Here is a 20486-nt window from a genome sequence, read left to right on the forward strand (position 1 = left end):
TGCGGCTTTATGCTGCCTGATGAAAACCACAGTGAAGGGCACAAGGACGTATATGCCCCAACAGACACCAACGCCAATGATTGATCGCTCCCAAGTTGAGCAAAATCGCTATCTCGATTACTGCCTGAAGCACAAGGTAGAGATCTCTATCATTCTGATTTCAGGAACCCATTTCATCGGATTTGTGCTTCAGCATGATCGCAAAGCCCTTCTGCTGGGGGGAAAGCGAGGGGACAAGCCTGCACGCTACATTTCCAAAGGCTACATAGCATTAATACGGCCCAACAAGGACGAGGACCTCGACCTGTTCCTGGAATATCGCGGAATGGGAACCTTCCTGCAACGGAAGCGACAGAATCAGGCGCTGAAGAAACTCAAGGCAAGGGAAAATCATGGGGGGAAATCGGGGGCACCGTCCCCGAAAAGACTCTCGCTCCGGCCGGCCATCGATTGATGGCCAGCCAGGCGGTATCACCGCTCAATTTGTGCTTGCAATCTCCAGATGCTCACCGGCGTACGCGATGACGATCTTCGAATCGATGATCTGGAAGTAAATGCGCATACACACCTGATTGCCGATGCCCGAGCCAACCCTCAGATGACGCTCGAAATACATCCGCTGGCCCTGGTAGATGAACTCACGCTGAGCGCGCATCTTGCCGCAATTGCTGGTCGCATCCGACTCCTTGGCGACATAGGCGCCGCCAAGGAGTTCGCGTGACACAGAGTCCGGGTTGCCCGCAGCCAGGGAGTCGAAGTAGGGGTTGACCAGGGTGTCCAGCAGATCCAGCATGCGCTCGGAGTAGGCAAACTTTTCCGACGCCTTCGCCGACTTCCACGCTGACTCCAGGATCTCCACACGATCGCCGGAAACCACCTGCAGGTACGCAAGCACGTCGACGGGAGTGAAGCCCTTACGGGTGGCAATACGGCGAAGGAGAGATGGCTCGATTACAGGGGCGAACTGTTGAGTGGGAAGTGGCCGGGCATCCACTACCTGGCGAAGGCGATGAGCCTCGCTCTTCGCATCCTTCAGCTCTTGCTCGAGATGCTGGTTACGGTCCTCTGCATCAGCGAGCTCACTTCGCAGCTCCTTCACCACGTCAGATTCGGGAACAGGCTCCACTACCTGAACGGGCTGCTCTTTGCCTTTAGACTTGGCCTTCTCCTTGAGTTGCTCCGCAGGAGCCGCCAGGCGTTGCCAATCTGCGAAGAACTCTCGCCAGTGCTGAACCTCGGCCGCGTAGGTCTTTATTTCCGATTCAAACCACTCACGACTCGCCAGTATTTGAGTCCGGCCTTGCTCTGCAAGATCAGCCAGCTTGAGCATGTTCGCCGCGGTCAGGTTGTCACCCAGATCCTTGATTTGCGACTGAACCTTCTGGACTGCGTCCATCTGCCTCTCTGCACGCTGTTGGAACGCCAGAGGCTCCTCCTGCAGAAGACTGGTACAGATGGCTTTTCGCAAGATTTGTACTGCCTCCAGGGTTGGAGTCGGCAGTTTCTGAATAGGCTTGTTGAACAGATCACGGGTGAAGACTTTGGCGTCCAACGGAATCTCGGTTGTGGCCGAGTAGGACTCCAGAGAGTCGAGCAAGCTGTTCCAGTTGGGCGAGCCGGTATTACTGACAAAGTTGGAGTAGATTTCGTGTAGCACCTGGGAGTCGGGGCGCGCCGCCAAAAGCGTTCGTTCCAGTTCGAAAACCTTCAGCTCCGAAGACGAAACGCGAGTGAGGCCCGACTCAATTTTGGGAGCCCGCCGTTTGACCTCATTGACACAGGCAATAAAGGTTTCAGTCCCTACCGCCTGCCAAAACTCTCCAGCACCAGCTTCATCAGCCACCTCGACTCCCGCTAGGCCCGCATATCCAATCTGCCGAACCCGTGTCGACGACGTGGCGATCAGACGATCCAGCGGGTCAGGAAGCAGCGACAGAAGTGTCGTGATGGCCATGTCGATGCGGAACCCATCCGTCGACGCGAGATTGGGCCGGTGGAATGCCTTCAGCAGTGCACCAATCGTTAGCAGGGTTACGCAGTTGTGCCGAGAAAAGCCGCCATGGTCATGGAGACGCGATGTCCAAGGCCAGATCGACTCTACGGCCCGGGCAACCTCCGCTGCGGTACCTCCATTGCTGAGTGATCGTATCTCTCCCACTTCAGCACCGAGCAAATGCTTGAGGTTGGCCTCCAAGCGGCTAGCGGGGAAAAGATTGGCTGCTTCATCGGCCGGAAATGCGTCCACGATCGCGGTGAAGCACTGCGGAGAAATGAACAACGAGGTCAGCGCGGCGTGGGGCGGTACACGCATCAGCATCCGCGTATCGCCGAGGGCGGAGATCTTCGCTTTGCATATCTGTTCAAATACGCTGGCCACCGCTTTTGCTGAACCATACCAGGCCGTCCAGGCTGCACCCTGGCTCCTCTGCTTCACAAATGTCGCTGGCAGTGGAAGGTTGCCCAGTAAACGCTCACCGTTGATGCCTGGAGAGGCTCCGGCGGCGGTTAGTTGGTCAACGGAAGCTGATGTCGATATTGTCTCATCAGCCCGATTGTGGGGGAGGGTAAGGATGTTCAAGTCGGTATCACTCCGGAGTGCAGGAGCTTTCGGACTATAACGATCGAACTCTGAATTCCCACCCACACTCTGGTCCTGAACGACCTCCACCTGAGCTTCAGTGGCTGCTGCGCACTCGCTCGATTCGGGGGTGGTGACGTCCTCTACGATCGCGTGGCTGTCGACCAGCTCGGTGTTCGGGACTTCTTCGCTCTCGGTGATTTCGTCCTCGCAGATGTCGGTTGCCCGAGGCATGGGGCGGGACAGGAACTCGATGAGTTTGGGGCAAGGCGGCTCTTCGGCGATGAAGACAGGGGACAGCGCCTCATTAACCGGCCGGGCTTTGGAACCCACGAACTCAATGTCGTGTTCGTAGGAGAAGTTCTTGAGGAAACGAAGGCTGACACCAACCAGTTTGCTGACCTCTTTCATGGTCATGGTCTTGGCCAGCTCCTGGACTCGCTCCAAAAACTTGTTTTGGCGTTCCCAGTGCGCTTTCTTGGAAAGCAGGTCGAGTTGCGGCGGTAACTGGAGTTCGTCGGGCTTGAGCAATGGCTTACGCGGCTCAACGCGCTTGGGTTCCTTGGACAAGCGGATCTCCTCGTACTGCCTGAAGATCGACTTGCTCTCCTCTTTGGTCCGGAGATCAGGATCTGAGAACTCGATGTTGTTCCGGGCGGCATAATTTCGTAGGAACCCGGCACTAACCCCTAACAGGCGGCTGGCCTCTTTCAGTGCGAACCTGTAGTCGTTCGCATAAGAGAGAACCTTATTTCGAAACTCCTGCTTTGCAGCCTCATCCGCGGCCAACGCCCTGGCCTGAAGATCATCGACAGAAATCGTCGCACTCGACAGCATGGTACCCCCCTCCAATGGATCAGGGGGGAACACCCAAAAAGGTGCGCTCTACTAAAGCAGAAACCGTCCCTTCGCTCTCGGCGAATGGAGGCGAAGGAACCGAGCCACAGGCTGGTACCGGCTTTAGTAGAGAGCACTGCTCCCCCCTCATTTCAACGGACCCCACGGTTGCGTAATCGCATACGCGCGGAGCTTTATGTGTCTGCTATGAGACATCGGGCAGTGATATTACTAGGCCATGCCATCTGTGAAAAGCTTCACATCCAAATATCGGGCGCCAATTTTCTGCCAAAAATCAGATGATCTTGATTGGTTACATCGGTAACCATCTGATTTTTCATGGACACTCAGGCGGTTCATTCCCAAATCTGAGAAATGAACTGCTGGCAAAGTGACGTCAAAAAATACTGCTCTTCGCTTGAATCCAATGCTTTCCTCGTTATGCTGGCCATTCACCTCCACTGCTACGATGCCCGAAGTAGAGACTTCGTCAGGTGCAAGGAGGCTGAAGACCATCAGACAAGGAATGAAGTACCTGTGAACAAGAGCACCCTGCGCAAGACTCTGCTGGCGGCATCGATCGCAGCAAGCACTCACGTATACGCTGCCTCGGGCGTAACCGAGCTGACCCAGGACGTCAGCGGTGATACCGAAGTATCCCTGTCGCTCAGCGAACACGGCAACGTCACCCTGACTGGCAATGCTCAGCGCATCGAAGGCGAGGATGGGGTTGGCTTTGAAGGCGTGAAGATCAACGGCAACCTGGTCAACAACGCTAACATCACGGCGCGTGGCTCGGCTGTCGACGGGCTGGACCTGGACATCAGCGACGACCAGAACGCCACTCGAACCGAAATCACTGGCGACATCACCAACAACGGCAACATCGATCTGACCGGCGCCGGTGCGGTCGGTATCGTGATGGACGGCGTCCGTGCCAACAGCCTGATCAACAACGGCAATATCGACGTACTGGATGATCCGGACGGCGTAGAAACCGACAAAGCCCGTGGTATCGAGATCGGCAACACCCAGCTGGCGGGCGATGTCATCAATAGCGGCAACATCGTCGCGACTGGTGAAAGCGCGAAGGGCATCACCGCCTTCTCCAACGGCGCTGACGTGAACAACCAGACCAAAATCGGCGCCGATGTTGAAAACAAGGGCAACATCTCGGTGTCCGGCGACAATTCCATAGGCATCGAGCTGGACGATGTGCAGTTCGGTCATGACGTTCTGAACAGCGGAGGCATCACTGCCAGCGGCGCCAATGCAATTGGCATTACCGTCGACGACACCAACTACAACGCCATCGTCAATACCGGCCTCATCATCGCTCGCGGTGCCGACTCCCGCGGCATCCTGGTGATGGACTCCACCGGCCCCAACTCCGATCTGGGCAACAACGGCATCGTGAACAGCGGCAACATCGTTGCCGATGGCATTGCCATCCAGATCGGCAATCGGCCGGGCAATGGCAGCGGTACCGACCACTTCATCATCACCCAGAACGGCGGCCTGATTCAGGGTGGCGAGAAGTCCATCGATGGCAACATGCAGACCATCCTTCGCTTCAACGGCGGTACCATCGCCGGCGACATCGAAGGCCTGGACTCCATGCAGGTCAATGGCAACGCCAATTTCATCGGTGGTGAAATCGAAGCCGATGATGTTCAGATCAAGGGCGGCCAACTGAACCTGTCGAATCTGCACACCGACCTGACCGGCAACCTGAGCATCGCCTCCGGCGCAGCTCTGCAGGTCCGCCTGAGCGACAGCACCAACGTGAACACTCCGGTGGTCAGCGTCGGCGGTACCGCCAGTTTCGCCGCCGGCAGTAAGCTGAATGTCACCGCCAACCCGGGCGACTTCACCGGCACCCGCCAGGGCACTGCCTATACCCTGGTATCTGCAGACGACATTCAAAACTCCGGCCTCGAGGTAAAGAGCAGCTCCGCGTTGCTGCAGGTCAAGTCCTACGAAATCGGCCAGCAGCTGGTCACAGCTGTCGTTACCGGAAAGACCGGTAGTGCCGCTCATGACATCCTGAAAGGCCAGGGTTCCAGCAATAACGCGCTGAACGCCATCACTCCTTTCGTGGACTCGGTCATGGGTAACATGAGCAGCGACGACAAGGTTTTCCAGGCCTTCGCCAACGCTTCCGAGGCCGAGCTCGCCAAACTGGCCGAGCAGCTGGCTCCCCAAGTGAACGGCGGCGCTACCCAAGCTGCGATGGGTACCCAATCGCTGGTTTCCAACGCCATCAACTCCCGCCTGGGCTCCTCGTCCGGCATGTCCTCCGGCGACGTTCTTCAGGAAACCGGTGTATGGATCAAGGCACTGCATAGCGACGCTGACCAGAACCGTCGCAATCAGATCGAAGGCTTCAACGCCGATACCGATGGCATCATCATCGGCGCCGACGGCAAGCTGAACGACCAGACCACCCTCGGTCTGGCCTACAGCTACGCCACCAGCGATGTCGACTCCGACGATGGCAACAGCACCGATGTGAAGAGCCAGGCTCTGATCGCCTACGGCAGCTGGAAACAAGGTCCAGTCTTCGTCGACGCCAGCCTGACCTACGGCAAGAACGACAACGAGTCCAAGCGTTACATCGCTGGCACCACTGCGAAGGGCGACTACGACTCCGACCTGTTCGGCCTGAACGTCCTGGGCGGCTACGGCTTCAACGTGGGTGACGGCTACATCGTCGAACCTCGTGCAGCCCTGCGCTACAGCAACCTGAAGATCGACGGTTACACCGAGAAGGGCTCCTCCGCGGCACTGTCGGTAGGTGGCCAGCGCATCGAAGTTGCCGAGCTGGGCGCAGGTGTGCGCTTCGCCAAGGACTTCAGCGTCGGCAACGGCACTCTGAAGCCGGAAGTCACCCTGATGACCTACCACGACTTCGCCGCCGACCAGGCTGACACCACAAGCGCATTCGTCCTGGGTGGCAACGCCTTTGTCAGCAACGCCGCCAAGCCGACTCGCAACAGCTACGAGGCTGGCGTAGGCGCGGAGTACAGCGTCGGTGCCATGACCTTCGGCGCCTCGTACAACTACCTGCGCAAAGCCGACTTCAACGCCGATACCTTCACGCTGAAAGCTCGCTACGACTTCTAAGCGATACCAGGAAGTCGAAAAGCAAATCACATTGGCCCGCCTCGTGCGGGCCATTGTCCATGTGACCGAGTAAAGCCGATGTACAGCGCCATTAACCGCATTATCCTCGCCGCCGGCGCGCTCCTAGCCCTCTCAGGCTGCGCCAGCAACGTCAACCTCAAGGAAATCTCGAGCGGCTCCAGGCTGCACCCTGAGGTATTGCCTTCATCCACCTACAATATCCAGGCCTTAGTGCCCGCCGGTACCAGGTACCGCACACTTCGGGTGTATATCGAGGGCGATGGCCATGCCTGGGCCACCCGAACACAACCGAGTACAGATCCAACACCTCACACGTCTCTGATGGCTCAATTCGCGGCTGAAGATCCCGCGCCAGCAGCGTACTTGGCCCGGCCTTGCCAGTTCGTCGTCACTGACGCATGCAAACCAGCGCTCTGGACGTCCGAACGCTTTGGGCGGGCGTCTGTTGATGCCATGAACTCCGCATTGAACAACCTGAAAACCCGGTACCGGACTGAGTCCTTCGACCTGGTGGGATATTCCGGCGGCGCTGCCATAGCGTTGATCCTCGCCGGCGAGCGTGATGACGTTGGGCAAGTTCAAACCATCGCAGGGAATGTCGATCCTGTGACCTGGACGAAGCTCAAGAACATCACCCCTCTGCTCGGATCGCTGTCGCCACTGGAATACTCGGCTCGCCTCGCCGGCATCCCCCAGAGGCACTTGATCGGTCAAAACGACGAGGTGGTGCCTGCTGAAGTCGTACGAGCGTATAGCCTGCAGGTCCAGGCAAAATGCCTGTCCACCGTCGTGGTGCCAGGTGCGTCTCACGACCGCGGCTACGCCGACGCATGGCGTGCGGTAAGGGATCTGCCTTTCAAGTGCGACATCAGCGGAAGCCCCCAATCATCCCAAGCTGAATAGCCCTAATTTCTTTGAAGGACGCGGTCATGCAACAGCAGATCATCATCCAGCCAGAAGGCAGCGAACTGATCTACGAGGTTCTCGTCAGCCATGACGGCGGTACCGTCTGGGTCAACTGTTCGGACGGCAACAGCGTTGGTCGCTTTTCCAAGCATGCCGGCATTGACCTTCACCGGACGATTGCAGAGCAGATGGCGGGGGAGGGCCAATGCCTGGACTGCACTCACGAACCGGCCGCGGCCGAAGAATGGGAGCGATTCCGCGGCGGGTTGGCACAACATTTCAACGTCTCCCTACCGCCGGATCTCATTCGATTCCCCTAACTCCATCATTCTCAGAAAGGAAATCCTCACTGATGTTGAAGAAACTGAAGAATCAAATCGCCGTCCAGTGGAGGCGGCTGACCGAATGGCTCTACGTACTCGAGTGCCGTTGGAAATCGTACTGGTTGAAGAAGGTCGCATACGCAGCAGCATTCGCTATGGTCGCTGGCTTCACCTTGCTGGCTCTATACGGCCCGGCCGTATCTCTGAGCTATCTGGTGACGGCCGCTGGTCTATTGCTGGTTGCGCTGAGCCTGCTCGTGCGATTCAAGTTCCTGCAGGATCTGGCGACTCTCGCAGGCGTCGCGTTAGCCGCCTGGTGGTACGTGCAGTCACTACCTGGCGTTTTCAATCCCGTCCAACAGGTGTTCTTCGATGCTGACCCCGAGTCCTCTGGCTTTTACGTTCTACCTCAAGTCAACAAGGACAAACTGACCTTTGTTGAGGCTTGCAAATTCGAATCAGCGACTTCGACGATGAGCTGTAAAGTCCGGGTTGTTCCCAAGGTTGAGAGCCGAAAGGCAGACAACTCCTGAGTTGCTACGATACGGTCCACCGAAAACCCTTTGAGGCTATTTAGATCTTGGGGGCAGCGTGGCTAGGCAAGATGTCACGATTTTTTTAATCATCTTCCAAGCGCTCCACGATGCCCGGGAAGACCTCACCATGGCCAGGCTCCCAGCGCGGCGCGCTGAGCGGGGCCGGCTGACCGATTGAGAGCTTGCCGAAATTGAACTTGGGCTGAACGTACCCTTGGGCATTTTGCACACTCTTCCAGCCAACGTACCTCATCATGCTGATGAGGTCCCAGCCCTCATCGATCGCCCAATTGGCAAAGCCATGTCGGAAGGAGTGGCTGGTATAGCGCTGCTCTACGCCGGCGGCTTCAGCTACTCGACGCAGAATGGGACCGATGGCGGAGCTCGACAGCCCCTCATCCGCCATCCGCCCCCAGCGGGTGATAGGTCGGAAGACGGGCCCATAGTGGATACCAGAGTCTTCGAGCCAATGCGTATATGCCCTGACGGGACAAAGCTCGATTAAGGCCGGCACGATGAATTCCTGGCCAAGCGCATCACGGTCATGCTTGGTCTTTCTGAGGAAAATCCGCATATCCCGGTCTGGAATCACCGTGATGTTGTGTGCCTCGATCCGACTCAATTCGTCGCTCCGGAAGGCACGCCAGAAGCCGATAAGCACCAGCGCCCGATTGCGTGAAGCGGCCAGCTGCTTGGCGAAATCGCCGGCAGAAATTGCGGCGCGCTCAGCCGTGTCCAGGTAGTCGATCATCTTGCGCAGATTCTCGATCGCGATGGGGAGGGCCTTCTTGGGCGCTTTGTTGAACAACGCCCGGATGCCCTTCATAGTGCGCTTCACCTTACCCTTGGTTGGGTCAGGGAAGCCAAACTCTTGGTGCCACTTCGCGATGGCTGCAACTCGCAACTGCAGGGTGTTAACTGAGAGCTCTCCAGCGAAAGTACGGACGTACCGATCCACCATTTCCTCGGTGGCCGGGAGTAGCCCCCCATTGCTTTTGAAATGCTCACGAGCCTGCCGGTAGGCCTTGTCGGTGTTCGGGCTACCTGCGGCGCTATCGATGAGGGCTGACTTCAACTCGAAGTCCATGGCCATCAGCTTATTGCCGGCATTGTCGCTGTCGAGTCGCTTACTCATAGTCAAGGTCGCTGAAAGGGTTTAAGCATCCTAACGCAGACCTGCGCGTTTTGAACGCTGCCAGTGGTCCTGGCAGCGCCCTCGCGTGACGAATGTGATTATTGCTTGCTCTGGCCCCACATCCGCTCAACTACATCGTCTTCGAGCTTATAGCGCCCCTTCGGACACTCAACGATCCATGGCGACTTTCTGGCCCGGGAGTTGAAACCCACCAGCTTGCAGGGGCCCAGGCTGGTATGCGGTTTAGTTTGGGACACGTCGTACCCGTAGAGGTTGGCTGCTTGTTCGAGTTCAGTTTGGGCTTTGGACTTTGCGCCCTTGACCGTGGCCTCGACCTTGATCGTGCAGGTCCCCTGCGGGTCGTAGGTGATTTTTCCAGCCTCAATGCTGATTTCGGGATGGAGGTTGGCCAGTGCGCTGTTGATCAAACCACGAAGAACCTTGAGGTTGGTGGTATTGAAGCCGGAGGTGAAGCCAGTCATTTGGAGCTCCTTCTGAGGTGCTGTTGAACGGTGACGACCATTCTCCGGCCCCCTCACCGTGCCAGAAGCCAAACCTGGAAGAATCCCAACATCAGTCCACGCACTCCTGTAGGAGATCACCCAGGCCGCCATTTCCCCGAGAAATCTTTACGTCGGCCGTTATCATCACCGGCACAACCAATACTGAGTACGACTATGAAACCTTCCATCGTTTTGTCACTCGTACTTGCATCGGTAGCCGGCTGTGATGCCGTAACCGAAAAGGCTGCCAATGTCAGCCAGGCGTTTATCGCCCAGTACCCGGACCTGCAAAAGCCGATCAGCCTAGTGTTCTTTCCGGGTTACAAAGTCATGATCGACGGCAAGTCCACACCGATCATCGGCGAAGACGCTTGCCCACCGCAGGGCGGCGTTATGGCCAAGTTATTCGGTCCCACTCCCGATGAGGACAGCAAGGAATGCGTTGAGGTTTCGCCGACAGCGACCGAGGTGCACGTGAAGTTTCCCGACGTAGCTGCAGGCGGGAGCCTGAAGAAGGAGGAATGGAGCGTCCTGCGCGATGGGAGTCGTGTCGCGCTTCGCCGGCCGAATGGAGACTTTGTGATTCCGGAGAAGCCCTGAAGTGCGGCGTGGTGACAAGCTGAAAAGCTTCAAAACCGAGGTGGTGATTCCGCTGTTGATCCTTGGCTTGATCGCCATTTGGAACATGGACCGGCTTGCGGCAATGTTCTTCGAAGCTGAAAACGCCACAGTCAGATTGAGAAACTGCGCCAGCGCCGAGTGCGAGTTGCACGGCACTCTCCGAATTGAGCCAATGTCCGGTGACTACCTCCTGACCAGCGCTGAGGGAAGGGTCACCCGCTTCCCTCAGTCCTCCCTGGGCAGCGCTCGCTGGCCGGCCCAGATCGTCGCCGAGTAGTCCCGCCTACTGATTCACAACGACAGGCTGGAGCACTGTAGGGAGGACGACTGGATCGATTACCTGAGTCAGCAGGTGATCATGCCCCTCCACGTGCCAATTGGCCCAGATTCGCCCCTTCCCATCAGGCTCCAGGCTGAGCCAGTTCCGTTCCGGTACCAAGTAATGACCTTTGAAGCCGATCGGCAGCATGCGGGCCTTCACTCCGTACTCGATGACCTCTTCACCTGCCCCGAACTTCTCCATGAAGTACACCGCCACCGCTGGAGGCGGGGTATGCACGATCCCGGTAGATACCAGTTGGAAGATAGCTCCTGCACCATTCCCATGTTGCGGAAGGCTCGACTCGATTACGGCCGCCGCAGCGACATGGACGTCACCGCTCACAATGGTCACCCGAGTGCCTTTGGCCGAGAAATTCATCAAGCGCTTGATCAGTCGCTGCCTTTCGTCACGGTGAGGTTTGCTTCGCCAATGATCGCGGAGATCGTCTTCCAGTTCCCACTGCCCGGGCAGGGCGCTGAGAGCCACCTCTGCGGCATTCAGATCCAGGTAGGCGACAGGTAAGCTCGAGTACACGATCAAGTGCTTGTGCTTGGAGGGATCGAGCTGATCCAGCCAAGCGAAAATGGCGTCCCAAGTGTACTCCGAAGCGATTTGCGTCGGGCTGAAGCCGCCAGCTATCTGCAGATCCGGGTGGCGTTCGCTGCGCAGATCTGGAACCAAGAATGCGACCTCGCCGAGACCAGAGTAGGCAAGGCTGAATCCTTTAGCCTGCGGACTCTGGTTGGGTACTGCAGAGGGATGGACCTCGTCCTCTGCCAGCTGCTGCTGAAAGAGTCTGTAGTACCGCGTCGCCAGCCGGAAGAGGTTCTGGTAGACGTCGCACTCATGCAGGTCCTGAGGATATGAGCCCCACCCATCGGTGATGTCGTGGTCGTCCCACATGGCCACGTAGGGGATCGCCTGCAGCATCTCGCGCGGCCCGGCCTGATTCCAGCGCTGGACATAGAGTTGGGTGAAGTATTCGTCGACCTGCTTTTCCAGCTTTCGTGACCATTTCGCAGCTACCTGCTTGCTATGCCACAGATCTGCCCAGTCCTTCATCTCTCCGGGTATCACCATCAAGTCATCGGTGTAAACCTGGTCTCCACCCATGACCAGGACATGGAATTCTTTACCCTTGATCTTGTGACGAGCAGCCATGTCGAACCAGCGTTCGTTCTGCCTGTCCTTCACCTTCTTGCGGTACTTGTCAGCAGAGAATCCGTTGCACGAGCCATAGGCAACCCTCGGAGACTCCCCAAGGGCAGGTACGAAGAAGCTCGCCTTGCCTCCTGACACACTGCAGGAGCACTGCTGAGACCTGGCAGCTTTCTGAGACGTCGATAGGTCTACCCTCCAGACATCCTGGGTCGGACTTCCGAATGGGATCGAAGCGATACGGGTGACCTTATCGACCGCGCAGTTTGTAGGCTCAGGCTTCGGTTTGGGGTCACCTTTGTCCAGGACAACGAGAGCAGAGACTTGGTACAGATCGTTGTGGATGCCGCGGAAATGAAGGATGGGGCCGAGTAACAGGCTCATGCGCTGTCCTCCTTGACGTAAAGGTATGAGCCCCGTCCTCGCTGACTTTCAGTCACCCCACAGCGCCGGCCGCGGCTTTCTCGATGGTTGCAATGTGATACTAGCCGGTGCCAGAGAAAATGCTCGATCGCCCGAAGTCTCTATGTGGCGCGGACGTCAAACCCGAGAAACCGCAGCGCCTTGGCCATCCGTCCGTTGATTGGGGGCACCTGTTCTGGCTTCAGCGTTCCGACCAACTCCAATGCACAGAATCGGCCGAAGGAAGCGAGTTTGTACTTCGGATCGTAAAGTACGGAGCCAATGCGTGCGGCAAACTCCTCGTGGCCATGAATCAGGTAAATCAGGGTGTCCTGAACACGACCGAGGTCCTCCCGGTTCCCTTTCCAAAACTTGGCCGGCAGGGCTTCAGCGCCACCCAATGTGAAACGGAGCTGCTCGGAGAATGCGTGGACACACATCAGCGCTGCAGCGATCTGCTCCTTGCTGCTAGCACGGATCGACTCCGGGCTCTCCATCACAGCGTGGAGTGTTTCAAGCATTTCGAAGTAATCCTCTGGAATCCGAGGTGTAGCGGTTGAAAGCCATTCCAGGGCCAAGGTTTGGATTTGGGGCTTTCGATCTTGCGGCCGGCGGATCGGTGCATCCTGCCACGCGGCATCTCCTGGGGCGTGCTCAAGTCGCACCCAGTTCAAGTAGCGGTTCACCTCCGGTCCCCATGCAAGGCCGTTGAATTCAGGTCGGCGAGTGCCTTGCTCACGAAGGATTGCGACGACCTCCTCAAACGCCGGCAGGTATTGCTCATAGATAGTCTTCCTCAGATCACTGAGGTAATGCTGCTGAGCGGTCTTATGTCCGCTGCCGGCAAGGAGAGTTGGAGGCTCTACACCAGCGAGGCTTTGAAATGGGGTATCCCGACTGTCCATCCGACTGACCTTCTCCCAGGCATCCTTGAATTTCAGATAGACCTGCCTGGTTAAAACTTCGGCACTGTCCCAAAGCACAGCGAACAGCTCCTCGAGGTCTCTGATCCGCTCTTCATCGCCAGGCTGATCGAGCAGAACGACTGCTTCTCGGTTGCTGACCAGGCCGCCATCCGTGAGGTTTGCTGAGCCCAACATGGCCACGCCATCGAAGAGGAAGATCTTGGCGTGGAACCCATCCGTGAAGTACCGGATGGAGCAGTTGTCTGCTTCGAGTGCTTGGCGCAGGGCGGCGGGATTCGTCGCTGGATTGAGCCCCACCAGGAGATCAATCTTCGCGCCACGCTCCGCAGCTTCCAATATCTCGCCCGGGCGAGTGAAGTAGGGCGCTGCAAGCCGGATATGCGACGCTGTAGAGATGAGCCGCTGGAAAGGCCTGAGGACTTGGTCCTGGCCGGGGCTGTTGGTGAAGATGCTGCTGTCCGCCATGCTGACAACCTGTTCCGTAATCTTCAGGACAGGCTGGCAGCAAGGAGCGGGGACTTCAACTGAGCCGGCGCGCGATTGAGAAGAGGGCGGCCCGTTCCGCATCGAGGTCGGGGCTGTGGAGGAAGGGGAGCCACTCAGCCGCCAGGTTCTCCTCGAGCGCGTTACGAGGGACGCCTGGCCAAAGGTTACCAGGGGGGCTAACCACCGGCACAACAGATCTTCCTTTTGCGTACAGCAAGCCCCAACGGGCAGGAAGGTCTTCCGGCCGTATCAACCCCTCCGGGCAGAGGTAGAAACGGTAATTGCCCAAGCCTCCGGAAACCCGCTCCGGCTTCAAGCGATCGGCTCGGAAGTCACTGAGGCTGACCTTCACCTCAATCACTCCGGAACACATGGAACGGAATCCCAGAACATCAGGCCGCTCACGGCTCCCTGCTGCCCAAATTTCGGTAGTAACCACAGGGAAGCCGTTCTTCTTGAACCACCTGGCCCCCATGGCTGTCAGCTTGTCATGCTCCGGACTCGGCATATGCCCCCCTCTTTTTTTGACCTGATCTTTGTGTTCAGGCGTCAACGTCTTGGGCCTTCAGCGGTGGCCGAACTGGGCTTAGGCTGTACCGCGATCATTTCCCAAGACTTTCGGGGGTGAAGAGCACTTTTCTGTTCTTGTAGAGGCTCTGGTACACGTCGGTGGGAAGGGAGGCTATTTCCGGAATTGCCTTGACGTCCTGGATTGCTTTGACCGCGGAGGTGTCAAAGGCCTTATTGCCGCTCGACTGATGAACACGGACTTGCTTGATCACGCCCTTCCGATCCATCTCGATTTCGATGGTGACCTGCATGCCATTCTTTGCACTTGCCGGACGGTGCCAGTTGTTACTGATTCGCTCCACCAGCAGGCTATCGACTTTGTCAGGAGTGACCGGCCCATCGACTTTCTGTTCAGTGTCCAGCAGCTCGGCCAGAGCCTTGGTCTTGGGGCCGCTGACTCCGGTACTGACGCTTGGGGTAGTAGATCCTGGGGCAGACTTGGCCTCGCCAGTTGTTGCTCCCAGCGGGCTGGCGTGCTCAGACGACGGAGGCTTCCCGTTACCATCTTTGCCGGCTGCCGCAGGGCCGCGAGCAAGCTCGACCACTTCCTTCACCAGCCTAACTACACCCTCGATCTTGGCATCGGCCTCGCCGGCACGCCCCTGTAGATCAGTAATCTCTTGCTTCAGCTTATCGATTTCTCTGGCGTACTGGTCGGCCGTCTTCTTCGCGTCCAGAGCGATGAAAAAGCCGCCCGCGGAAAACGCGAGCACCACGGCACCAACTGCAACGGCCATCAGCGCATTCTGTTTCTCGTTCACACCGATCCCCCTGGGTTTACATCGAAGAAGGGAGGATAACGGGCGCTTCCGACGCTCCAAAGTCAAAGGGTCACGCGCAAATCCCCGTCCGTTGGATGACGCTGAACAAGAGAGCTGATCAGCCGATCGCCATGGCCAACCTCCGATCATGCAAAGAGTCCGCGTCCTCCTGACCAGATTGATTGCCAATCAACTCCCGCCCCATTGCACTGTCCAAACTAAACCCCCGGCGCAGTTTGATACCAAAGAGGCCCATAGCGTGGGCTAGGGTGTACCAACTGCTGTGCTGCTTGAGGGTCAACGTGTCTCCGTGCACTACCACGGCAGGAATATGCAAAAGACTCAGTTGCAGATACGCCATGTGGACGGCCCTGCAGTCGATATCGACCAGGGTGGCGTGCAGGTGCTGCTGGTAGTTGATGCCCAATTCTCGCAGGCGAAGTGCAAACGCGATGACCATCGCACCAGCCCCACAAGAGGGTTCCGAAAGAGTGATGAACCCTCGCTCCTCGATAAGACTTTGAACATGTCCTGTATCAGCAAGCGTCAGGTCCGTAAGGACCTGGCTAATCGATTCTGGGGTGAAAAACTGTCCACTCCGAGAATTCGAGCCGCCTACCTCCATGAACAGCCTTCCCAAGATATCGCTGGGGTCTTTTTCCAGGGCCTGCTGTAACTCATCGAGCATTGCACGGAATAGGTGTTGATCCTTCTGCTTGTACCTTTGGATCAGCCGCATGTACTGGGCTTCCCGGGCCTCCCGGTGGAGTACGTCTACTGCGTTTGAAACCGCCACGGCTGCCATCTCGCAGAAGTCTTGAAAGACCTCGCGGGGTGGGTGGTAGCCCACCGAATGAATGAGCTTGGCCAGGTTGTCGGTGTGCTGCTTTGCGGGTGACATACTGCGCTCCATCAGTTTCTAGATGGGCGCAGTATTCAGTGGGATAGGTTGTGCCAGAACCGGTGCCGCTTGGTATGGTTGGTCAGCTCTTACGGCGGGGCAAAGCCCGAACCTCCGGGCCAATTACGAAATCGTGACCAGGTGGGGCCTGGACATAGTCCGCTTCCGGTTGGATAAGCAAGGGGGCAATGTCGCAGCCCAGCTGCTCGACGTTTCCGAGCTTCTCTAGCTCTTCCTTCAACCAAAGAACCTTCGCATCTATCTCGTGATAGGCGACCTCCCACTGCAGGCCGATGTAGCCATTACGTCGCTCCTGCAGTCCTTCCGCGATCCGGTTCAATTGCTTATCGCTCGGCTGCAGCCAGTGAAGGGCCAGAGGATTGGTCAGAAAAACGGTCCCCGGCCTCACATCCAGCGTCAGGTACTGATTGTCGGGCCCAACCTGGGAGAACAGGTGATCAGCCTTAATCGCCAGGTTGATGAAATATAGCCCCTCCCAGTCTGGATCGGCATGAGGCCATGACTCACAGCATGCTACCCAAAGCGTGGCGGTGGACAGGGGGTAGGGAAGGTCGTTGAGGCCAGCGGTGTGGATCTCGATGATGGGGCTCAATGAGGAGGTGACAACCTGCTCGGGGATGGCAACCGCAATTAGGAACTCTGCATCTACGGCGAAGGGATTCATGAGTCTTCTCGAGCTTGAGGCCGTTAAGGCGAAGTCGGCCAGGTAGAGTTAGAATCAATGGGCCAGGTGCGGTCGGCATACGCCATCGCAGCTTCGCGGGAGCGGAATCGACGGCGCATCACCTTCGAGGGATGACCAATATCCGACTTGTCACCGGTAATGTACGGCGGCCACGCCAGCCAATAGTCGGCTTCTGGCTGATCGTTTTCATCATGCGGCTGGGCCGCACCCGCCATATCCCGGCGCGTCCAGTTGCTCGGCCTGAACTCTCTCCAAGTCGGGGTCTCGCTATCCATAGGTTACTCAACAGGCTCCATCTGCCGGCGAGCTGAGGCAATGCGCGGGAGACGTACTGGCTTGGCAGATAGTTCCTGGAGATGCGCTCCCAGATCGAAGTGGCCCGCCGCGCGCATCAAGGGAACTATTCTCATTGCCCTTGCATCCCCTCGAGGGAGAAATACCGCCCGGCCGTCGAGGTGGCGAGGCAACGGTGTCCAAAGGAAACCGGCCCGGTATTCCCTCATTGCATCGAAGAATCGTTGGAAAGCCTCTGAATCATCACTCAGGGCAAACACCTCGTACTCGCCAACCAGCCGAGACACCGCGGCCTGAGAAAGGCGGTGGACGCGCAGAAGGCCTTTCAGAGGAACGGGAACTTCCAACCGGGCAGCCAGGTAGCGGCCAGCCACGAAATGATGGGAACCCCCAGAGTTCATCAAGAAAACTCGGCCGTCCCACTGGTGGCATGCAAAGAAGTCGTCGGTGGAGTCGCGATGAAGGATGCGGATCTCGTACCAGCCCAGGCTCTTTTCAAGGTTCGCGTGAGTGATTTCCCCTACGAGATACTGCGTCCTAGCCACAGCCATAGCATCGAGGCTATCGAAATCTCGAAGCTCGGACTTGGAGGCACAAAGTCCCTGGACATCCTGGATCTCACACTCCCAGGACTCGACGATCTCTGTGTAGCCAACGTTGGCCAGCGCATCGATGGTGTGGTGGTAGCTGCAGAATTCGGTTCCAACAGCCTTCCATCCAAGCAGCTCCCCAGGTGCTCGCCAGTTTCCGGTCAAGTAGCTCCCCTTGCCCCACTCGTGCCACCGAACGACCTCCGATGAGGCAATCGAACAGGGCTGCCCTGGTATATCGAACCTCAGATCGCGGTTTTGCTGCAGCATATGACCAAGGGAGGCCGGATGCCCGAGGCAGTCCAAACTGAAGCGAAGGACCTTTGCCCATGTGTCACGCATATCGCCTTTCTCCGTTGTGTTGAATCCCAGCCATTCTCGGGACTTAGGTGGCTGCATAGCTGTCAATCCGCCCCAGTTGGAGGGCCGAACCCACGGCACGCCATCAGTGTTTGAGGATAACGGCCAAGGGGCTAGTCGAAAAACCTTCGTGGGATTCAGCGGCCGAAAGCAGCAGCGATCTGTGGATTGAGCCAGAACCCTGGCCGTCCACGGAACAATTCAGCGCCAGTGCGGATGTGCTGCAGCATCAGTTCGCCCGACATCCAGGTGCGGCCGAGCAACTCGGCTGCCAGGGATGTCATGTTGCGACCGGCCCAGGCATCCACTACAAGATCGCCTTCCTCAGTCAGAAACTGAATCAGGAACTCCGGAATCGAAAAGGGCATCGGAGCACCGTGGGTCGGCAAGCCAAGGGTCTCCGCGGCTTTGCGGTGTTGAGTGCCGTAGGCGCAACGGTGTCCACGGGTGATCACGTTCTTCGGGATCGATCCGGCAGTCTCGTGGCTGAAGCTGCCCGGGCGTAGGCGATATGCGCCATCACCGTAGTTCGTGTGGCGTTTCTCGCCACCATTCTGGATCAACCGCAGATGCCGTTCGGAATGCGGCTGGAGGACACGGTTGTTGTTCGATTTGCATTTCAGCGGGTTCTTCGCGAACCAGAGTATAGGTTCATACCCAACATTGAGTTGCTGACGGGATTTCGAAGCCCACTGTACCGGCCCCGGAGCCTTCGCGGGGTTTTCCCAGATGAGCCGGTCCATCAGGTAGAGTCCAAATCGATCACAGACTTCCAGCACCAGGCGCTCCACATAGGTCGATCGCGCCGGTAGTCCCGGGAGGAAGCAATCCTGCGATACGTTCAAGACGAGACTGCCTTCTTCTGCCAGCGCCTCGACCACAGGCTCGAGCGTGGCGCAGATGAAGTCGACGATTTCCCGCTCATCAGGGTTGCCGTAAGCCCTTTCCTTCCTCAACGGGTACGGCGGAGATTGGAGCGCAAGCACGACCGGGACTGTGAGCCTTTTGAAGATATCGGCGCTTGGCCCCCAGATGGCCAGGCCCAGGTCAGTACGAAAGCCGAGCACCTTCACACCAGACTTCGCTGGATTGAGGTCGCGTTTGGCATCTTCGGTCAAACGCCACACGCCGCGCTCTCCGTTGACGCGCTCGATGATACCCATCTGCTTCAGAGATTGCTGAGTCCACCGGATAGCGCGGCGAACCAGACTGTGTTTCTGCCCACTCTCCCCAACAGGCGCAAGCTCGTTCAAGGCTTCCGTGGAAACGCCAAGGTGGCTGGTGACGATGTCGTAGAGCGCGGTGTTCGTTAAGGGCTTGTCGGGGTTGGCCTTGTAGATGCCCGCAATCTGGTCGACAGCGAACAGTTCGCCCTGGCCCGGGGCGCTGACTTTGTGTTTGAGACGGGTGGTGCGCATCGTTTCATTCTCACTCGCGGCCGCAGACTTTTCGCGGCGGTTCGATGGAACTGGCCAACTGGCCAATTGATCACCCGGAGATGATCAGGGCGCTCCGGCTGTGCCAGAACCCGTGCGAATGTGATTCAGGTTCGATGATGTCCTTGAATGGCCTTCATTCGTTCGTAGGTGCGCAGGGCACTGTTCCCCTTACTCCAGTCGATCCCCACCTCATCGTCCATCAGCTGATGGAGTTCCTCCCAGTGCGAAACGAGAGCAGCCCATTCGCGTCCGTGGATGGCCATCTCCGAGATTCGCGCCTTCCACTCGGGTACCAGTTCCAACAGGCGCAGGCATCGACCCAGGTCAGAAGGATCGGACGGTGTGCAGAAGCCATCCTCGGGCTGGACGCCCATCATGCTCGACCAAATCGCAATCGCTGAAAGCCCCGTATCTTCTCCTACGATCCACTGAGAAACGCGCTTGAGATAGTCGTTGTTCATTGCAGCTCCAAGACAAAAGAATAGAGCTGCAGATTACTTGGTGGGGGGGGCCGGATCAGCTGAAAGGGGGGTGATGAAATTCAAGTCGGGGGATGCAAAGCCGATCTTGTGAAGACATCCATACGAGAAGCGGTCAGGGCAAAATAGGGGCGAATTCCGTTTATAAGCGGAAGACGACTATAGTCGGAATCCCGAAAAATCCAGCTTTTCGAGTGTCGAGCTGGGACAGCCTTATCCATTTTCGTAATCACAACGTGGCTTTTGGCCGCGCACTTAGAAACCTGCGAAAAACTGCCAAACTCACTCAAGAGCACCTTGGGTTCGAAGCTGGTCTAGATCGCACCTACATCTCGGTCCTTGAGCGCGGGGAGCGCTCGCCCACGCTCGACACTATGGTTTCCCTTAGCGAAGTGTTCGGCTTGAGCATTTCAGAGCTTGCCAGCCACATCCAGAGCCAGTTGGACGAAATGCATGACAATCAAGACTCTTCTGGAGCCCTCGATCGGTAAGGTTTTGTTGTGAGG

22 protein-coding genes are annotated in these 20486 nt (G+C 57.6%); 8 read left to right on the plus strand and 14 right to left on the minus strand.

Annotated elements, in window-relative coordinates:
• The first annotated feature begins 52 nt into the window (after nucleotides 1–52).
• Nucleotides 53–454 carry a hypothetical protein gene (locus R5C80_RS01760; protein ID WP_209418755.1) on the plus strand — a complete coding sequence of 134 codons (402 nt, stop codon included), beginning with the start codon at nucleotides 53–55 and terminating at the stop codon, nucleotides 452–454.
• Between the two features lie 24 nt (nucleotides 455–478).
• On the opposite strand, the gene R5C80_RS01765 is transcribed toward R5C80_RS01760, so the two are convergent.
• Together R5C80_RS01765 and R5C80_RS01770 are read right to left on the minus strand one after the other, a co-directional pair.
• Nucleotides 479–3415, minus strand: coding sequence for a hypothetical protein (locus tag R5C80_RS01765; protein ID WP_319049560.1), 2937 nt, complete (start codon nucleotides 3413–3415; stop codon nucleotides 479–481).
• 231 nt (nucleotides 3416–3646) lie between these two features.
• The gene (locus R5C80_RS01770; protein WP_319049561.1) at nucleotides 3647–3931 is read right to left on the minus strand and encodes a hypothetical protein; all 285 of its coding nucleotides are present in this window, start codon (nucleotides 3929–3931) and stop codon (nucleotides 3647–3649) included.
• A gap of 21 nt (nucleotides 3932–3952) precedes the next feature.
• On the opposite strand from R5C80_RS01770, the gene R5C80_RS01775 reads away from it, so the two are divergent.
• From R5C80_RS01775 to R5C80_RS01790, 4 genes are all read left to right on the plus strand, one after another.
• Nucleotides 3953–6541, plus strand: a complete 2589-nt coding sequence (locus R5C80_RS01775) for an autotransporter domain-containing protein (protein WP_319049562.1) — start codon at nucleotides 3953–3955, stop codon at nucleotides 6539–6541.
• Between the two features lie 78 nt (nucleotides 6542–6619).
• Nucleotides 6620–7465 (plus strand): alpha/beta hydrolase, encoded by an 846-nt coding sequence (locus R5C80_RS01780; RefSeq protein ID WP_319049563.1) that lies wholly within the window; start codon nucleotides 6620–6622, stop codon nucleotides 7463–7465.
• A 26-nt stretch (nucleotides 7466–7491) separates the two neighbouring features.
• On the plus strand, nucleotides 7492–7788 hold the full coding sequence (locus tag R5C80_RS01785; protein WP_209418746.1) for a hypothetical protein: 297 nt from the start codon (nucleotides 7492–7494) through the stop codon (nucleotides 7786–7788).
• Nucleotides 7789–7820: 32 nt separating this feature from the next.
• Entirely contained in the window at nucleotides 7821–8324 is a 504-nt protein-coding gene (locus R5C80_RS01790) for a hypothetical protein (RefSeq protein ID WP_209418744.1), read from the plus strand.
• Nucleotides 8325–8409: 85 nt separating this feature from the next.
• Here R5C80_RS01790 and R5C80_RS01795 read toward each other — a convergent pair whose 3' ends face one another.
• Both R5C80_RS01795 and R5C80_RS01800 read right to left on the minus strand, forming a co-directional pair.
• Entirely contained in the window at nucleotides 8410–9462 is a 1053-nt protein-coding gene (locus R5C80_RS01795) for a site-specific integrase (RefSeq protein WP_282853811.1), read from the minus strand.
• Nucleotides 9463–9560: 98 nt separating this feature from the next.
• Nucleotides 9561–9944 (minus strand): hypothetical protein, encoded by a 384-nt coding sequence (locus tag R5C80_RS01800; RefSeq protein WP_209418740.1) that lies wholly within the window; start codon nucleotides 9942–9944, stop codon nucleotides 9561–9563.
• 195 nt (nucleotides 9945–10139) lie between these two features.
• Here R5C80_RS01800 and R5C80_RS01805 point away from each other — a divergent pair, with 195 nt between their 5' ends.
• Together R5C80_RS01805 and R5C80_RS01810 are read left to right on the plus strand one after the other, a co-directional pair.
• Nucleotides 10140–10565 carry a hypothetical protein gene (locus R5C80_RS01805; RefSeq protein ID WP_319049564.1) on the plus strand — a complete coding sequence of 142 codons (426 nt, stop codon included), beginning with the start codon at nucleotides 10140–10142 and terminating at the stop codon, nucleotides 10563–10565.
• 1 nt (nucleotide 10566) lies between these two features.
• Nucleotides 10567–10863 carry a hypothetical protein gene (locus R5C80_RS01810; protein WP_209418738.1) on the plus strand — a complete coding sequence of 99 codons (297 nt, stop codon included), beginning with the start codon at nucleotides 10567–10569 and terminating at the stop codon, nucleotides 10861–10863.
• A gap of 6 nt (nucleotides 10864–10869) precedes the next feature.
• On the opposite strand, the gene R5C80_RS01815 is transcribed toward R5C80_RS01810, so the two are convergent.
• The 10 genes from R5C80_RS01815 to R5C80_RS01860 all read right to left on the minus strand — a co-directional run bounded on the left by R5C80_RS01815 (nucleotide 10870) and on the right by R5C80_RS01860 (nucleotide 19962).
• Complete coding sequence (locus R5C80_RS01815; RefSeq protein ID WP_209418737.1) at nucleotides 10870–12450, minus strand: alkaline phosphatase D family protein; 1581 nt, start codon at nucleotides 12448–12450, stop codon at nucleotides 10870–10872.
• A gap of 140 nt (nucleotides 12451–12590) precedes the next feature.
• Nucleotides 12591–13859, minus strand: a complete 1269-nt coding sequence (locus tag R5C80_RS01820) for a phospholipase D family protein (protein WP_319049565.1) — start codon at nucleotides 13857–13859, stop codon at nucleotides 12591–12593.
• 55 nt (nucleotides 13860–13914) lie between these two features.
• Nucleotides 13915–14388: a hypothetical protein gene (locus R5C80_RS01825; RefSeq protein ID WP_319049566.1), complete on the minus strand. Its 474-nt coding sequence runs from the start codon at nucleotides 14386–14388 to the stop codon at nucleotides 13915–13917.
• 94 nt (nucleotides 14389–14482) lie between these two features.
• A complete protein-coding gene (locus tag R5C80_RS01830) occupies nucleotides 14483–15211 on the minus strand; it encodes a cell envelope integrity protein TolA (RefSeq protein ID WP_319049567.1) in 729 nt (242 codons plus the stop codon).
• 118 nt (nucleotides 15212–15329) lie between these two features.
• A complete protein-coding gene (locus R5C80_RS01835; RefSeq protein WP_319049568.1) occupies nucleotides 15330–16112 on the minus strand; it encodes an N-6 DNA methylase in 783 nt (260 codons plus the stop codon).
• 82 nt (nucleotides 16113–16194) lie between these two features.
• The gene (locus R5C80_RS01840; RefSeq protein ID WP_319049569.1) at nucleotides 16195–16797 is read right to left on the minus strand and encodes a hypothetical protein; all 603 of its coding nucleotides are present in this window, start codon (nucleotides 16795–16797) and stop codon (nucleotides 16195–16197) included.
• A gap of 23 nt (nucleotides 16798–16820) precedes the next feature.
• Nucleotides 16821–17093, minus strand: coding sequence for a hypothetical protein (locus tag R5C80_RS01845; protein ID WP_319049571.1), 273 nt, complete (start codon nucleotides 17091–17093; stop codon nucleotides 16821–16823).
• 3 nt (nucleotides 17094–17096) lie between these two features.
• The gene (locus tag R5C80_RS01850) at nucleotides 17097–17867 is read right to left on the minus strand and encodes a DUF6685 family protein (RefSeq protein ID WP_319049572.1); all 771 of its coding nucleotides are present in this window, start codon (nucleotides 17865–17867) and stop codon (nucleotides 17097–17099) included.
• Between the two features lie 332 nt (nucleotides 17868–18199).
• Nucleotides 18200–19480 (minus strand): site-specific DNA-methyltransferase, encoded by a 1281-nt coding sequence (locus R5C80_RS01855; RefSeq protein WP_319049573.1) that lies wholly within the window; start codon nucleotides 19478–19480, stop codon nucleotides 18200–18202.
• Nucleotides 19481–19605: 125 nt separating this feature from the next.
• Nucleotides 19606–19962 (minus strand): hypothetical protein, encoded by a 357-nt coding sequence (locus R5C80_RS01860; protein ID WP_010794461.1) that lies wholly within the window; start codon nucleotides 19960–19962, stop codon nucleotides 19606–19608.
• A 212-nt stretch (nucleotides 19963–20174) separates the two neighbouring features.
• Here R5C80_RS01860 and R5C80_RS01865 point away from each other — a divergent pair, with 212 nt between their 5' ends.
• Nucleotides 20175–20471, plus strand: a complete 297-nt coding sequence (locus tag R5C80_RS01865; protein ID WP_319049574.1) for a helix-turn-helix transcriptional regulator — start codon at nucleotides 20175–20177, stop codon at nucleotides 20469–20471.
• The last annotated feature ends 15 nt before the right edge of the window (nucleotides 20472–20486 follow it).

The organism is Pseudomonas sp. On1 (genome assembly GCF_033783325.1).